A 14,338-nucleotide genomic window follows, 5' to 3' on the forward strand; every position below is an offset into this window, starting at 1 on the left:
TATCCGTGATGTGATCAAACAGCCACCGAAACGGTAGCGGTTGAACAAAAGGGTGAGGGATTTCCCTCACCCTTTCAAAAGCTTATGCAAGCTGGATGTTGTCTGCGCTTTCGCGGCCGTCACGACCCGAACGCAGTTCGTACGTGACTTTCTGGTTGTCGGCCAGACCGGTGAGGCCCGAGCGTTCGACGGACGAGATGTGGACGAAGATGTCCTTGCCGCCATCTTCGGGCGCGATAAAGCCGTAGCCTTTGGTGGTGTTGAACCATTTTACGGTGCCTGCTGGCATATCCGTGTCTCCTGTTTGGTGCTGCCCACGGAGTTGCGGCAGCCTGGCGTCGTAGGTCTGGATCGATAGACTGAGCGCCGTAGAAGGAGACAGTAGGTCGAAATAGAAAAACGTTAGCACCTTGCATATGGCATTGAGGTAAGCCTGTGGCAAGAGTGGTTTGTACGGATTGTACAGGGGCCAGAGGGCAGAAAGCCCAATTTGTACAAGAATCCACTGATGGGTTTCAGGCGGATTTGGCGGTGATTGACAGCGTCCCGGGCGCTCTGACCACCCTGTCTGTTGATACGCGCGACGGCGGTGAAAAACCTGGACCCACACTTTCCCGGTCAGCCATCCAGAGTGGTCACCACGGGCCACGCTTGCGCTCTGGAGGGCGACACTTTTTGGTTGCAGGCATGTGTTCAGAACCAGTGTTGTTCTGACCGGTTGAGCGGGGGGTCTTCTCACAACTGACGGTTATTATTCATCAATCACTATGTTTGGAAAATCTGCGATCCGGTGCTATACTTTCAGGCAACCGTGGGGGGCGGATATGAAAGTTGTCTGTACGATAACCTTGTTGTGCTGGGCCAGCGCCGCGCAGGCCCTGACTGTTCCGTTTGGGACAGAGGGTTCGATGCCGGGCGCGCGTGAAGGCGGGCTCAATTTCGGCAGCATGTTCGAATTTGAACACGAGTTGAAGACACCTGTCTTCGCGAAAGAGAATCCGCGCCGAAAGGAAAGACGTCCTCGTTTGGCTGAACGTGGAAGGCCGAAGCATTGGCTGGAGGTTTTGGCTGAACGGACGGAGGTCGAGGAGGACTCCGGGCCCGAATTCTGCGAGCTGTGGTGCAATGAGCCCGGGTCCGAAGAAACGCCGGTGGACGTGAACGTCTCGGCCGTGCCGCTTCCGGCCAGTTGGCTGCTGCTGGTTGGGGCGCTGACAGGGCTGTTCGGTGTCGGACGGCTGCGCGGCAACCGATCCGGATAAGCGCTGCACCTGCAATCATCCTTGAATGCTGTGATATGGGACGCCGAAGGTTGGTGGACCACCCGACCTGCGATGGTTGCCTGAAAAGGCGCGTGTTAACCACTTGGTAGTCATACCTGCGCCACCTTGCGCGCATGAGTGATTATCGCCGCGTCCGCATTCCCGGTGCCAGATATTTCTTTACGGTGTCGTTGGCCGACCGGTCATCGGACCTGTTGACCCGCGAGGTCGCACATCTGCGCGCGGCTTTTGCCGAAGCGCAGTGGGAGCGTCCGTTTTGGTGTGATGCGTTTGTGGTGTTGCCGGATCATGCGCACGCGGTGTGAACCTTGCCGCCGGGCGATGCGGATTATTCCACGCGGTGGGGTGCGATCAAGGCGCGGTTCACCATGGGCGTGAACAAGGCAAACCGTAGGCCGGGCTTCAGCCCGGCACCGATACCGACAGTTCTGCCCGTTGTGACCTTTGGCAGATATGCCGGGCTGAAGCCCGGCCTACGGGCCAACAAACGCGAAGCGCCCGTTTGGCAGCGTCGGTTTTGGGAACATACCATTCGTGACGAACGGGATTTTCGCAATCACATGGAGTATTGTTGGGGGAATCCGGTCAAACATGGGTTCGTGGAGCATCCAACCGATTGGCCATATTCGTCGATCCATCGCGATATCCGTGCGGGCCGGGTTGATCCGGAATGGAGCGGCGGTGTGATGGAGGGGACGTTTGGAGAGCCGTAGGGTCAAGGAACCCAATTCCGTAGGCCGGGCTTCAGCCCGGCATTCGCCATGACGCACAGATCGATTGAAGGGTTTTGAGGCAATCCATCGGCGGATTTTGGTAAAGGTGTGGGTGTTTCGAGGGGTGCCGGGCTGAAGCCCGGCCTACCAGTTGGCGTGAGGGGTGCGAGTATTGGTCCTAGGATTGCAGTCTGCTCTTAGAAATCCGGCATCACCCTTCTGAGATCATGTGACCATTCGTAGTCGCCGACAAGTTTACGAACAGAATCGTTCGTATGTTTCAAGACTTTTTGCAGGTAATCTTGGTTTCCCTGATGAACGACGCTCCGGCGGCTTCGGCTTTTGTTGTCGACAACCTCACCCGCAAACTCACTTCGGTCTGCATGGGCCACCACCAGATCATTAATTTCAGGCATGGCTTTGAGTAAAGCGGGTAAGGCAACCGGCCGTAACTTAACACTCTCGTTTGCGTCGTGCCTGTCAAACATAAACATGCTGTCTGAGTGTCTAACAAACTCTTCCAGCCCGGCTGTGTCTGTCATCGACTGAGGGACAACTCGTTCTGGATGTGCGGTTGTATCCCAGACCGCGGTAACACTAGAGATTTTTTTGCCCCCCTCCACGATCTGCATTACATCAAGCAACATACGGCTAACGCGCATGCGATCCACCTCTGACAAGTGGATTTTCTTAAGCTCTCGGTACGTGTCATAGGAAACAGTTAGCGATTTAACTCGTAAAGTTGAGTTTACAGACAACCCCCTTGAGGCTGCAAATGATGATAACTCGATGTTTCGACCCTTTTCGTTTGGCCAAGGGTACAACATCTTAAATTTACTGTCCGGTTTTTGATCGTAGGACCTGACACACCGTGCTTTGCTAAGTAGCGCCACGGTTTGACATGCGCTTTGGATTGCCTTTTGAAGTTCTGTCATTGTTGTCCTTAGAGAGAGAATTTTAAGAGTAATTGAATTGGCCCATCTTTTTTGGACAGGGCCGCGGCGCGGAAACGGGTAAGATTGCACCGGCGGAAGGATAGGTCAAACTCCATCCCACTCGGTTTCCGTTCCGCTCGACTAGGCGCGACTGCGCCCATTCGAAAACCTACCTAGCGAACTTCTTATGCTTCAACCGCTTGGGCTCAAGCGCGTCCGGTCCGAGCCTCCGCTTTTTGTCCTCTTCGTAATCCTCGAAGTTGCCTTCGAACCATTCCACATGCGCGTCGCCTTCAAACGCCAGAATATGCGTGCAAATCCGGTCGAGGAAGAAGCGGTCGTGTGAGATGACGACGGCGCAACCGGCGAAATCGACCAGCGCGTCTTCCAGTGCGCGCAGGGTTTCGACGTCGAGGTCGTTGGTCGGTTCGTCGAGCAGCAGGACGTTGCCGCCCTCTTTCAACAGGCGGGCCATGTGGACGCGGTTGCGCTCACCCCCTGACAGCAGCGAGACCTTTTTCTGCTGGTCGCCGCCCTTGAAGTTGAAGGACGAGCAATAGGCGCGGGAATTGACCTGCGCGTCGCCCAGTTGGATGATCTCGGCGCCGCCGGTGATCGCCTCCCACACTGTGTCGTTGTCTTTCAGGTCGTCGCGGGACTGGTCGACATAAGACAGCTCGACCGTGTCGCCCAGCGTGATGGTGCCGCTGTCGGGCTGTTCCTGACCGGTGAGCATCTTGAACAGCGTCGATTTACCGGCACCGTTGGGGCCGATGACGCCGACGATGCCGCCGGGGGGCAGGGCGAAGTCCAGCCCTTCGATCAATTGCTTGTCGCCCATATGTTTCGACAGGCCCTCGACCTCGATCACCTTGCCGCCAAGGCGCTGGCCGTTGGGGATGACGATCTGGGCGCGGGTCAGCTTTTCACGTTCGGACTGTTCGGCCAGCTCGTTATAGGCGTTGATCCGGGCCTTGGATTTGGCCTGACGGGCCTTCTGGCCCTGACGCATCCATTCCAGTTCGCGCTGCAGGGTTTTCTGCTTGGACTTGTCCTCGCGGGCTTCCTGCTCCAGCCGTTTGGCCTTTTGTTCCAGCCATGCGGAGTAGTTGCCTTCGTACGGAATGCCGCGGCCGCGGTCGAGTTCGAGGATCCAGCCGGTGATGTCATCCAGGAAGTAACGGTCGTGGGTGACGATCAGGATGGTACCCTTGTAGTCGATCAGGTGCTGTTGCAGCCAGGCGATGGTCTCGGCGTCCAGGTGGTTGGTCGGTTCGTCCAGGAGCAGCATGTCGGGCGCTTCGAGCAGCAGCTTGCAGAGCGCCACGCGGCGTTTCTCACCACCTGAGAGGTTGGCGATGTTGGCATCGTCCGGCGGGCAGCGCAGCGCCTCCATCGACACGTCGATCTGGCTGTCGAGGTCCCAGAGGTTTTCCGCGTCGATCGCGTCTTGCAGGGTGGTCATTTCCTCCATCAGCTCGTCCGAGTAATTCTCGGCGATCTCCATGGCGATTTCGTTGAAACGGTCGACCTTGGCCTTTTTCGCAGCCACGCCCAGCATCACGTTTTCGCGGACGGTGAGCGATTCATCCAATTGCGGTTCCTGCGGCAGGTAACCGACCTTGGCACCCTCGGCCGCCCAAGCCTCGCCAGTGAAGTCGGTGTCGAGGCCGGCCATGATCTTCATCAGCGTCGATTTACCGGCGCCGTTGACGCCGACAACACCGATTTTCACGCCGGGCAGAAAGCTGAGGTGGATGTTTTCAAAGCACTTCTTGCCACCGGGATAGGTCTTGGAGACACCCTGCATGTGGTAGACATATTGATAGGCGGCCATGTCGCGTCCTCTGGGTCGGGAAATTGGGTTGAAACGCTGGATATCCGAGCGGGGCGGGCGGGGCAAGCTGGTGGTTTTGTGAATTTCGTCCCGTATCTGCATGGGCTAGGTTTGCCGGGCTGTATGAGGGGCATGAAGTAGTGGAACTGGCAGAACTAATATCAGGCTGGGCGAAGCCTGGACGGGTAGAGTGGATTGGCGTCCGGCCCGAGCGGCGGGTTGGGGTGGAGGTGGTGAGGGAGGCGGTGGTCTCGGCTGATGGGCTCGACGGCGACCGGAGCCGTGCGGGCAAGCGGGCGGTTTCTTTGATCCAGCAGGAGCATCTGGCGGCGATTGGGTCTTATCTGGGGCGGGGACCCGTGGCCCCGGAAACCCTGCGGCGCAATCTGGTGGTTTCGGGGATCAATCTTGCCGCGCTCAAGGGGCGCGTGGTGCAGGTGGGCGAGGCTGTTTTGCGCTTTACCGTGATCTGCGCGCCGTGCAGCCGGATGGAAGAGGCGCTGGGCAAGGGCGGCTATTCTGCCGTGCGGGGGCATGGGGGATGGTGCGCCGAAGTTGTCAGGCCGGGGCGGGTTGCGCTGGGCGACGCCGTGCAACCGATTGATTGACAACGCGGCCCGGTTCTGAACATCAGCAGGGTATGGAGCGATACGACATCCCATACGCGCGGCCCGGGCAGGTCGTTGGGCTGTTCGGCGGGTCATTCGATCCGCCGCATCGGGGCCATGTGCATGTAACGCGTGAGGCGATGAAGGCCTTTGGGCTGGATCGGGTGTGGTGGCTGGTGTCACCCGGCAATCCGTTGAAAGAGCGGGGGCCTGCGCCGATTGCGCGGCGGATGGCGGCGGCGCGTCAGGTGATGCAGCATCCGAAGGTGGATGTGACGGATATCGAGGCGCTGGTCGGCACGCGGGCGACGGCGGACACTCTGACAGCGCTCAGACGGCTTTACCCGCAGGTGCGGTTTGTCTGGCTGATGGGCGCGGATAATCTGGCGCAGTTTCATCGCTGGAAAGACTGGCGGCTGATCATGGACACTGTGCCGGTGGGCGTGGTGGCGCGGCCGGGCGAGCGGATCTCGGCCCGGATGTCGCCTGCGGCGCGGGTTTATGCGAAGTACCGGATCGACGGGCAGGCGCGGCATCTTCTGGGGCAGGCACAGGCCCCGGCGTGGTGTTTCGTGAACGTGCCGATGATCGATGTCAGTTCGACCGATCTTCGGACGCGCGGGGAATGGGGCGCGGAAGTGTTGCCGGAATAGCCCCAACGGGCGCATAATCTAACACAGTGGTTGTGTGCTTTTGATCTGTGGGATTTTAATTCGGCTATGGCTGGTCGTTTTTCACGTCGATTGTTTCTGGGGGGATTAGGGGCGTCCCTGATCCCGGCAGCGGGCCTTGCGCAGGCACCGCTTGTATCGCTGAGGCCGCAGGCGCGTGGGGTCATATTAAGCGGTGCCGAGCGATTGGTGGCCGCAGCAGGCCTGAAAGGCGAAGTTGTGTTTGCGGTTGCGGATGTGGCGACCGGGGCGCAACTGGAAGTGTTTGGCGAGGGCGCAAGTCTGCCCCCGGCCAGCGTTGGAAAGGCAATGACCGCGCTTTATGCGCTGGATGTTCTGGGGCCGGAACACCGGTTCGAAACTCGCCTGGTGGCGGATGGCCGGATCGAGAAGGGCGTTCTGCACGGCGATTTGATTCTGGTTGGGGGCGGCGACCCGCTGCTGGATACGGATGCGCTAGCCTCGATGGCGGCCAATCTGCGCGAGGCCGGGATTATCGAAGTGCGCGGCGCGTTCAAGGTTTATGACGGGGCGTTGCCTTATGTGTTCAGCATCGATCCCGGGCAGCCGGATCATGTGGGCTATAGCCCGGCCGTCAGCGGCATTTCCCTGAACTTCAATCGTGTCCATTTCGAATGGAAACGCGCAGGCAATGGCTATGACATAACCATGGATGCCCGCAGTGAGCGTTATGTGCCTGCAGTGGATGTCTCGGCCATGCGGGTCGAGGATCGCAGCCTGCCGATCTATACCTATCAGGCAAGCGCGCGGCAGGATCGCTGGACCGTGGCCAAGGGCGCGCTGGGCAATGGCGGGGCCCGCTGGTTGCCGGTGCGCAAGCCCGCTTTGTACGCGGGCGATGTGTTTCGCACCTTGGCGCGGTCGAACGGGATCGTTTTGAAGCGTGTTCAGGTGACACGCCAGAGCGTACGGGGTGTTGATCTTGTGGTGCATCGCAGCGACAGTTTGGACCATGTCCTGCGCGGGATGCTGAAATACTCGACCAACCTGACGGCCGAGATGGTCGGGCTGACCGCGACCAGGGCGCGCGGTGTTGCCCCGCACACCCTGGTGGAATCGGCAGCCGAGATGAACCGGTGGGCCGCCAGTCGTTTTGGCGTGACCGGAATCGCCATGGTCGATCATTCGGGACTGAGCGATGCCTCGCGCATGGTACCGGCGGATTTGGTTGCGGCCCTTGTTGCAACGCAGAAGTCGGGGATGTTGCGGCCCCTGATGAAACCTTTTGCACTGACCGACCGGAACGGGCGGCCCGTCAAGAACCACCCGATCAAGGTTGATGCCAAGACCGGAACATTGAACTTTGTATCCGGGTTGGGCGGTTTCCTGACAACTGCGGACGGGGTCGATCTGGCATTCGCGATATTCACCGCCGACGTGGATCATCGCGCCACGATCCCACGCGCGCAGCGTGAACGCCCGGATGGTGCACGCAGCTGGAACAGCAGATCACGGAAATTGCAGCGCGCCTTGCTGGAGCGCTGGGGGGCACTTTACGGAAGCTGAAACCTGAAACCGGCCTGAAGCAGGCGTCAGACAGTATGGCGCGCCCGGGCCCCGCGCTCGATCGCGGCCGCGTGCAGGCGGTCGATGTCCAGCTCGTACCGGATTTCTTCCAGCAGGCGCAGTTCGGATTCGGCCAGCGTTCCGTCAGCGGCAGCGACGTCACAGGCCAGGGCATAGGCGGTTTCGTTCAGGCGTTCGGGCAGGTTGTCCCGGATCAGGCCGAACAGCGCATCCAGCCCGTCTTCCTGTTCGAACAGGTCAAACACGACCTGCGACACGTGGCGCATCCGGTCGATGTCGTACCCGGCGAAAACCGGCAACATGTTCACGGCGACCTCGATCTTGACCAGCTCGGCGGTTCGGATGGTTTCGTCGGAGGCCGAGATCGCAACCATGATCGCCACAAGGCAATCCTGTGGGGACATCGGGTGGGGAACTTGCTCGGTCATTCGGGGCATCCTGCTTGGGTGTTTCTGATCGCGCACGATATGAGGGGGGGCGGTGAGGTTCAACACCTAGCTCGTGATTTGAGGCGGAAAAGCAGGTTCTGGGGGTTAGGAATTCTGTTTAACCCCGGTCGGGCATAACCCGGAGGTGCCGGAGCATGGTTTTCTCTGAAGCATTTTTGTGGTCAATCCGTGCGAGATAGTTCTGTGCCCGCTCAACCGGGTCATATCTGTACTGGTCGGGGCCAAGAAACTTGCGTGCATTCAGATCTGCGGTACTCAGAAGGTCGAAATTCACCAGTTCCAGCCAGCAATTCCACCCTTCATCATATTCGCCGGCCCAATTGTTCGTGTAATACCTGACAAGCCGGTTCCGGATCGTATACCCGTGGCAATCGAACGCGAGCAAGCCATTGGTGACGTAGATGTGGCTTCCGGCAAACCCTTCGGCAGGGACAATTCTTTCTGCATAAAAACCGGGCAGGGGCGACATCTTCAGATAGACGCCAGCGAGTATGTGGCAGGCGCCATTGCCGAAGAATATACGGTCCGGAAGCGCCCACCTGCGCTCGGGGTCTTTCTTAACACCGGGTTTCATTCTGTACATGAGTTGCTTTCGCGCCTGGACGTGGAGGAAGAAGGGTCGTGTGCCTATTGGGAAAACTGACAGTCCTTGCGGGGTGGCGCCAGTGATCTGGTGCCGCAGGATCGCGAAAAGTGTTGCCTGTCATTGACTCATGCTGCACTGGCACAATAGGAGGGGCCGGTCGGGTTGCGTGGTGCAGCCGCGACCGTTTCCCCAATGGAGCACATTGAAATGTCTGAACTGCGCGAAACCGCGATGTCGTCCAAGGCCTGGCCCTTTGAAGAGGCGCGCCGGTTGCTCAAACGCTATCAGAAAGGTGCTCCGGAAAAGGGGTATGTGCTGTTTGAAACCGGATACGGCCCGTCGGGCCTGCCGCATATCGGCACGTTCGGCGAGGTGGCGCGGACCACGATGGTCAAGCGCGCCTTTGAAGCGCTGTCGGATATCCCGACCAAGCTGATCTGTTTTTCGGACGATCTGGACGGGATGCGCAAGGTTCCCAGCAACGTGCCGAACCCCGAGGCGCTGGAAGAGCATTTGCAGCGCCCGCTGACCTCGGTTCCTGATCCGTTTGGCGAATTTGACAGCTTTGGCGAACACAACAACGCGATGTTGCGCCGGTTCCTTGATACCTTCGGGTTCGAATACGAGTTCTATTCGGCGCGCGACTTTTATCGCTCGGGCCAGTTCGACGAGATCCTGAAGCGTGCGGTTGAACGCTATGACGACGTGATGGCCATCATGTTGAAAAGCCTACGGGAAGAACGCCAGCAGACCTATTCGATCTTCCTGCCGATCCACCCGGAAACCGGGCGGGTTCTGTATGTGCCGATGAAAAAGGTCTGCGCCGAGACCTATACCGTCACCTTCGATGATGAAGACGGCAAGGAATGGACCGTTCCCGTCACCGGCGGCAACGTGAAGCTGCAATGGAAGCCGGATTTCGGGGCGCGCTGGGCGGCACTGGGCGTTGATTTCGAGATGTACGGCAAGGAACACGCGACCAACGAAAAGATATATGACGGGATCTGCCGGGCCTTGGGTGGCCGCGCGCCCGAGCATTTCAGCTATGAGCTGTTTCTGGACGAGAACGGACAGAAAATTTCGAAATCGTCGGGCAATGGTGTCTCGATTGACGAATGGCTGACCTATGCGCCGACCGAGTCGCTGGCTTACTTCATGTACCAAAAGCCCAAGACGGCCAAGCGGATGCATTTCGACGTGATCCCGAAAGCCTATGATGAGTATCATCAGCAGCTGCGCGCCTATCCGGGGCAGGACCTGAAGGCGCAGTTGAACAACCCGGTCTGGCATATCCACGGCGGCGACGTGCCGGAATCGACCCTGATCGTACCCTTTGCAATGCTGCTGAATTTGGCATCGGTTTCCGGTGCCGAAGACAAGGAGGCGCTGTGGGGCTTTATCCGCCGCTATGCGCCCGAGGCAACGGCAGAGAGCCACCCCGATCTGGACAAGGCGGCCGGTTTCGCCGTGCGGTACTTCAACGATTTCGTCAAGCCGACGCGCAAGCATCGCGCGCCGACGGATCAGGAGCGCGAGGCGCTGGAAGCGCTGAAGGCGGCGCTTGAGGCATATGATGGCCCGACCGAGGATGAGGCGTTGCAATCGGTGGTCTATGCCATCGGACGCGAGCGGTTTGATCCGATGAAAGGGTGGTTCTCGGCGCTTTATGAGGTGCTGCTGGGGGCCTCGCAAGGGCCGCGTTTCGGGGGCTTTATCGCGCTTTACGGCGTGCCCGAGACCATCGCGCTGATCGACAAGGCACTGGCCGGAGAGCTGGTCTGATTTGACCTGAACCGGCATGGGGCTATCCTTGGAACAGGAGGTGGCCCCATGCGTCGACTACTGCTTGCATTATCCCTGAGCGCCGGGCTGGCGTCGGGCGCATTTGCGCAGAGTGCCGAGATCGAGGCCAATATCGCGGCACAGATACAGGCCTTCCGGGCGGATGACTTTGCGACCGCCTTCACCTTTGCCAGCCCCAGCATCCAGCGTCTGTTCCGAAACCCCGACAATTTCGGCGCGATGGTGCGCAATGGCTATCCCATGGTCTGGCGCCCCGCCGATGTGCGTTTTCTGGAACTGCGCGAGGTCGATGGCGCGCTGTGGCAGAAGGTGATGATTACGGACGGTAACGGGCGGGTGCATCTTCTGGACTATCAGATGATCCCGCTGACGGAAGGCTGGAAGATCAACGGGGTGCAACTGTTGGGTGCCGCTGACCCTGCGGCCTGAGGCAACACCACCGTCACGGTGAGATGAACCGTGGTTAATTCCTTTTCGATATCCAGACTGTCGCGTTCGGGGCGGACCTGAACACGGGGTTTGAACGCGTCGCCGGATTTGCGCGGCGCGATTGGGAAAGGGTTTTCAATGAACAAGGCAATCACCGACGGCATCGTGTTCATGCCGCCTCAATTCGCGAATGGTCTGACCGTCTGGTCTGCGGGGGACGGAACGCCCGGGTCGCCCACATATGGCGGGTCCGGCACGGGCGTGTTTGTTCCGGCGGATGCGGATTTTGCCGGTTGTCTTGAGATTCTGAAGGTCAACACAACCCAGCAATTGCGTTACATGGGGCAGACGCCGATCCTGCCCGGTTGCTATTTGCAGATCAAAGCCCGGGTCAAGGCGATCAGCGGCCCGTTGCCGTCGGTGCGCATTGCAGCCTGGGCCGGTGGCGCGGGTGATGTGCATGTGGCCGGTGTTGTGGAACAGGGGCCGGCCACCCAGCTGTCGGGCTATGGCACGGTTCACGAGATCACCGCGATTGTCGGCACCGGTCAGCGCCCGGGCGTGGACATGCCCTGGGGGCTTGCCGCCCTTTACGGGCATTTCGGCCTGGATATCGAAGGGGCCAACGGCGCGCTGGTGCGTGTCGATGATCTTGAGATCACCGATGTCACCGGGTTCTTTCTGCGCGAGATGATCAGCCTGGTCGATGTGCGCGACTTTGGTGCCGTTGGTGATGGTGTGACGGATGACTCGGTTGCGTTTGAGGCGGCGGATCAGGCGGCCGGTGGCCGCCGGGTCTTTGTTCCGCAAGGCATCTATCACCTTGCGGAAAACACCAGCATCGATGCGGAGATTGAATTCGAAGGCACCGTCACCATGCCGGATGACAAGATGCTGTTGCTGACCAAGGATTTCCATCTGCCCGCATATATTGAGGCGTTCGGAGATGAGGAGCTGGCCTTCAAGAAGGCGTTTCAGGCGCTGCTGAACAACTCGGACCACGACTCGCTGGATCTTGGCGGGCGCAAGATTTCCGTTTCCGCGCCAATCGACATGGCCGCTGCGGTTCCCAACAAGCAAAGCGGCTTTTCCACGCGCCGCGTGATCCGCAACGGGCAGTTCGATGTCAAAAGCGGTACCGCCTGGGACACCGAAACCTTCACCTCTGTCGCTACTTATGACCCCTTGGACAAGACACGCCTGACCAATGTCGCCAATGTGGCCAATATTCCGGTAGGATCGCTGGTTGAAGGCAGTGGTGTCGGGCGTGAGGTTTACGTGCGCTCGAAAAACATAGGTGCCGGTGAGATAACCCTGAGTGCACCCATCTATGACGCCGCCGGTACCCAGACCTTTACCTTTCAGTCGTTCAAATACCTGCTGGATTTCAGCGGTTTCGATACGTTGCGGAAATTCGGCATGGAACAGATCGAGTTTCAGTGCAACAGCCGGTGCAGCGGCATTCGTCTGGCGGCCTCGGGCAGCACATTTTCGTTGAAGGACTGTTTTATCAGTCGCCCGAAGGATCGGGGACTGACCTCGACCGCGACGGGGTGCAAGGGGCTGCTGATCGACAATTGCCAGTTCTTGTCCTCAGAAGAAGCGCTTGACGTGACGGACCGGAATTCCATCGGGCTGAACACCAACTCGAACGATGTGAAGCTGCGTCACAATCGGGCGGTACGGTTCAAGCATTTTGCCGTTCTGGGCGGCGGTACTAATTTGGTTCTGGGCAACCATTTCTTTCAGGGCGACGGCATCCCGCAAGGGGTCCGTACCGCGGGGCTGATCATGATCGGCACCTACAACACCTCGACCATTGCCGAGAACTATGTCGACAACTGCTTTATCGAATGGACCAATGAACGCGATGCGGCACCCACCTATACCAGCGGGTTCTCGTTCAGTTCGATGAGCATCACGGACAATATCTTTTTCTCGAGCGATGCGCCGGCCTGGTTCAGCTATATCATCATCCGCCCCTATGGCGCTGGCCATTACCTGAATGGTGTGACGGTGACCGGGAACAAGTTCCGCGCCACCAGCGGTTCGATCGACCGGGCGGAACGGGTCGATACGTCTTTTGCCGATCTGGACAATAACAGGCATTCGAACGTGACCTACGAGAACAATACCTATCACGGGATTGGCAAGAGATCCTCGAACCCGCTGCGCATCCGCAGCCAGCAGAACTCGGTCGCGAATGTCTGGACTGTTTCGGCAAACGGCGAATTGCCGTTTGGCGGCAAGGCGCGCGGTTGCGACGGGGTCACTGCCATCGGGTCGCTGACCGGGGTGTTCAACAACCTTGTCTATTCGGCCCCTCATGTTCTGACGGAACAGGGGGTCAGTGGCGACAGTCTTATTCTGCGCTGGCCGGATCACCTGAAAGGCGAAGTCTCGGTCACGATGCGCATGGAGCGTTGAAACAGCGGCTGGCCGCCCATACCGGGTTGCCAGCCGCCTGATAAACGGGCGCAGAAAAGCGCGGATTGGCGCAGCGGTAAGGAAATAGGCGACGTTTCAATCTGATGTGCTAGGCTTGGGGAAAGAAATGGAGAATCCCGATGCCGAAAATCGCCAAAAACGCCAGTGTTCAGACAGTTATCACCACGTTTGAAATGACGCCCGGCACCTGTCAGGACCTTTTGGAAGCGCTGACCGACGCCTATTCCGAGTTCATTTCGAAGCAGCCCGGCTTTGTTTCTGCGGGGCTTCATGTGAATGATGCGCAAACCCGGATTGCCAACTATTCGCAATGGCAACGTCGCGAGGATTTCCTGGCCATGCTGCGGACCCCCGAGATGCGCGACCGCAACCGCAAGATCAACGAGCTGTGCAAGAGCTTTGAGCCGGTCATGTATGACGTTGCAGAGACATTTGGCTCTACCTGACCTGAATCAAAGCCTGCGGTGCATGTCTGTTTCAAAGTAAGTCTGCAAAACGGAGGCGCATGCTATGTATCACAACATTCTCGTTCCGATTTCTTTCGATGCTGAAAGAGACACGTCCGGGCCGTTGAAACTGGCCCGGGTTCTGGCCACACCGGACGCGCAGGTCACATTGCTGCATGTGGTTGAGCATATTCCGAATTATGCAATCTCGTACATGCCGGCGGAATATCTGTCCGAGGCCCGAAAGGCGATTCAGTCAGAGCTTGATACGCTGGCGTCGCAATTGCCGAATGCCACGGGCGTGGTGGTCGAAGGGCATTCCGGCCGGACCATTCTGGACTGGGCCGAGGCACATCACCCGGACCTGATCATCGTGGCCTCGCACCGGCCGGGGATGCAGGATCTGCTGTTGGGATCAACCGCGTCCCATATTGTGCGCCACGCCCCTTGTGCGGTGCATGTGGTACGGTGACGGCCGGGCATCACTGGCAGTAAGCAAAATTGTGCCTGTGCGGGCGGTGGTTTCGGGCCGGGCCAGATTTTTTGAACCCGGTGGAACTGTGTTGCCTCGGCTTTGCCACA

At 59.0% G+C, this 14,338-nt stretch carries 16 protein-coding genes; 11 read left to right on the forward strand and 5 right to left on the reverse strand.

Annotation, left to right across the window (positions count from 1 at the left end; translation table 11 throughout):
- Window positions 1-82: 82 nt before the first annotated feature.
- Window positions 83-289: a cold-shock protein gene (locus ACR0EK_RS07660; protein WP_209506380.1), complete on the reverse strand. Its 207-nt coding sequence runs from the start codon at window positions 287-289 to the stop codon at window positions 83-85.
- 535 nt (window positions 290-824) lie between these two features.
- Between ACR0EK_RS07660 and ACR0EK_RS07665 the strand changes: the two genes are divergently transcribed.
- The 3 genes from ACR0EK_RS07665 to ACR0EK_RS07675 all read left to right on the forward strand — a co-directional run bounded on the left by ACR0EK_RS07665 (window position 825) and on the right by ACR0EK_RS07675 (window position 1,996).
- Window positions 825-1,262 (forward strand): hypothetical protein, encoded by a 438-nt coding sequence (locus ACR0EK_RS07665; RefSeq protein ID WP_480899303.1) that lies wholly within the window; start codon window positions 825-827, stop codon window positions 1,260-1,262.
- 134 nt (window positions 1,263-1,396) lie between these two features.
- Window positions 1,397-1,588 carry a transposase gene (locus tag ACR0EK_RS07670; RefSeq protein ID WP_480967719.1) on the forward strand — a complete coding sequence of 64 codons (192 nt, stop codon included), beginning with the start codon at window positions 1,397-1,399 and terminating at the stop codon, window positions 1,586-1,588.
- 3 nt (window positions 1,589-1,591) lie between these two features.
- The gene (locus ACR0EK_RS07675) at window positions 1,592-1,996 is read left to right on the forward strand and encodes an REP-associated tyrosine transposase (RefSeq protein WP_480967720.1); all 405 of its coding nucleotides are present in this window, start codon (window positions 1,592-1,594) and stop codon (window positions 1,994-1,996) included.
- Between the two features lie 197 nt (window positions 1,997-2,193).
- Here the strand turns inward: ACR0EK_RS07675 and ACR0EK_RS07680 are convergent, their stop codons facing one another.
- Complete coding sequence (locus ACR0EK_RS07680) at window positions 2,194-2,658, reverse strand: hypothetical protein (RefSeq protein WP_480899309.1); 465 nt, start codon at window positions 2,656-2,658, stop codon at window positions 2,194-2,196.
- 442 nt (window positions 2,659-3,100) lie between these two features.
- A complete protein-coding gene (gene ettA, locus ACR0EK_RS07685; protein ID WP_010442471.1) occupies window positions 3,101-4,768 on the reverse strand; it encodes an energy-dependent translational throttle protein EttA in 1,668 nt (555 codons plus the stop codon).
- 140 nt (window positions 4,769-4,908) lie between these two features.
- Here ettA and ACR0EK_RS07690 point away from each other — a divergent pair, with 140 nt between their 5' ends.
- The 3 genes from ACR0EK_RS07690 to dacB all read left to right on the forward strand — a co-directional run bounded on the left by ACR0EK_RS07690 (window position 4,909) and on the right by dacB (window position 7,574).
- Complete coding sequence (locus ACR0EK_RS07690) at window positions 4,909-5,376, forward strand: MOSC domain-containing protein (protein WP_480967721.1); 468 nt, start codon at window positions 4,909-4,911, stop codon at window positions 5,374-5,376.
- Window positions 5,377-5,408: 32 nt separating this feature from the next.
- Window positions 5,409-6,029 (forward strand): nicotinate-nucleotide adenylyltransferase, encoded by a 621-nt coding sequence (locus ACR0EK_RS07695; RefSeq protein WP_480483271.1) that lies wholly within the window; start codon window positions 5,409-5,411, stop codon window positions 6,027-6,029.
- A 66-nt stretch (window positions 6,030-6,095) separates the two neighbouring features.
- Entirely contained in the window at window positions 6,096-7,574 is a 1,479-nt protein-coding gene (gene dacB / locus ACR0EK_RS07700; RefSeq protein ID WP_480967722.1) for a D-alanyl-D-alanine carboxypeptidase/D-alanyl-D-alanine endopeptidase, read from the forward strand.
- Between the two features lie 26 nt (window positions 7,575-7,600).
- Here dacB and ACR0EK_RS07705 read toward each other — a convergent pair whose 3' ends face one another.
- Both ACR0EK_RS07705 and ACR0EK_RS07710 read right to left on the reverse strand, forming a co-directional pair.
- Window positions 7,601-8,023, reverse strand: a complete 423-nt coding sequence (locus ACR0EK_RS07705; protein WP_209598583.1) for a tellurite resistance TerB family protein — start codon at window positions 8,021-8,023, stop codon at window positions 7,601-7,603.
- 118 nt (window positions 8,024-8,141) lie between these two features.
- On the reverse strand, window positions 8,142-8,627 hold the full coding sequence (locus ACR0EK_RS07710; RefSeq protein WP_480483275.1) for a hypothetical protein: 486 nt from the start codon (window positions 8,625-8,627) through the stop codon (window positions 8,142-8,144).
- 210 nt (window positions 8,628-8,837) lie between these two features.
- Here ACR0EK_RS07710 and ACR0EK_RS07715 point away from each other — a divergent pair, with 210 nt between their 5' ends.
- The 5 genes from ACR0EK_RS07715 to ACR0EK_RS07735 all read left to right on the forward strand — a co-directional run bounded on the left by ACR0EK_RS07715 (window position 8,838) and on the right by ACR0EK_RS07735 (window position 14,228).
- Entirely contained in the window at window positions 8,838-10,412 is a 1,575-nt protein-coding gene (locus tag ACR0EK_RS07715) for a lysine--tRNA ligase (protein ID WP_480475248.1), read from the forward strand.
- 48 nt (window positions 10,413-10,460) lie between these two features.
- Window positions 10,461-10,862 carry a DUF4864 domain-containing protein gene (locus ACR0EK_RS07720; protein WP_480475250.1) on the forward strand — a complete coding sequence of 134 codons (402 nt, stop codon included), beginning with the start codon at window positions 10,461-10,463 and terminating at the stop codon, window positions 10,860-10,862.
- A gap of 138 nt (window positions 10,863-11,000) precedes the next feature.
- Window positions 11,001-13,289, forward strand: coding sequence for a glycosyl hydrolase family 28-related protein (locus ACR0EK_RS07725; protein ID WP_480899315.1), 2,289 nt, complete (start codon window positions 11,001-11,003; stop codon window positions 13,287-13,289).
- A gap of 140 nt (window positions 13,290-13,429) precedes the next feature.
- Entirely contained in the window at window positions 13,430-13,756 is a 327-nt protein-coding gene (locus ACR0EK_RS07730; protein WP_209507893.1) for an antibiotic biosynthesis monooxygenase family protein, read from the forward strand.
- Window positions 13,757-13,820: 64 nt separating this feature from the next.
- Window positions 13,821-14,228 (forward strand): universal stress protein, encoded by a 408-nt coding sequence (locus ACR0EK_RS07735; RefSeq protein ID WP_209507891.1) that lies wholly within the window; start codon window positions 13,821-13,823, stop codon window positions 14,226-14,228.
- The last annotated feature ends 110 nt before the right edge of the window (window positions 14,229-14,338 follow it).

The sequence above is a fragment of the Ruegeria sp. AE4 genome, assembly GCF_056542185.1.

Bases quoted from the DNA above. Each gene is read 5' to 3' on its own strand.
- ACR0EK_RS07670 (WP_480967719.1), top strand. From the start codon at position 1,397: ATGAGTGATTATCGCCGCGTCCGCATTCCCGGTGCCAGATATTTCTTT.
- ACR0EK_RS07660 (WP_209506380.1), bottom strand. From the start codon at position 289: ATGCCAGCAGGCACCGTAAAATGGTTCAACACCACCAAAGGCTACGGC.
- ACR0EK_RS07665 (WP_480899303.1), top strand. From the start codon at position 825: ATGAAAGTTGTCTGTACGATAACCTTGTTGTGCTGGGCCAGCGCCGCG.
- ACR0EK_RS07695 (WP_480483271.1), top strand. From the start codon at position 5,409: ATGGAGCGATACGACATCCCATACGCGCGGCCCGGGCAGGTCGTTGGG.
- ACR0EK_RS07725 (WP_480899315.1), top strand. From the start codon at position 11,001: ATGAACAAGGCAATCACCGACGGCATCGTGTTCATGCCGCCTCAATTC.
- ACR0EK_RS07720 (WP_480475250.1), top strand. From the start codon at position 10,461: ATGCGTCGACTACTGCTTGCATTATCCCTGAGCGCCGGGCTGGCGTCG.
- ACR0EK_RS07715 (WP_480475248.1), top strand. From the start codon at position 8,838: ATGTCTGAACTGCGCGAAACCGCGATGTCGTCCAAGGCCTGGCCCTTT.
- dacB (WP_480967722.1), top strand. From the start codon at position 6,096: ATGGCTGGTCGTTTTTCACGTCGATTGTTTCTGGGGGGATTAGGGGCG.
- ettA (WP_010442471.1), bottom strand. From the start codon at position 4,768: ATGGCCGCCTATCAATATGTCTACCACATGCAGGGTGTCTCCAAGACC.
- ACR0EK_RS07735 (WP_209507891.1), top strand. From the start codon at position 13,821: ATGTATCACAACATTCTCGTTCCGATTTCTTTCGATGCTGAAAGAGAC.
- ACR0EK_RS07730 (WP_209507893.1), top strand. From the start codon at position 13,430: ATGCCGAAAATCGCCAAAAACGCCAGTGTTCAGACAGTTATCACCACG.
- ACR0EK_RS07710 (WP_480483275.1), bottom strand. From the start codon at position 8,627: ATGTACAGAATGAAACCCGGTGTTAAGAAAGACCCCGAGCGCAGGTGG.
- ACR0EK_RS07680 (WP_480899309.1), bottom strand. From the start codon at position 2,658: ATGCGCGTTAGCCGTATGTTGCTTGATGTAATGCAGATCGTGGAGGGG.
- ACR0EK_RS07705 (WP_209598583.1), bottom strand. From the start codon at position 8,023: ATGACCGAGCAAGTTCCCCACCCGATGTCCCCACAGGATTGCCTTGTG.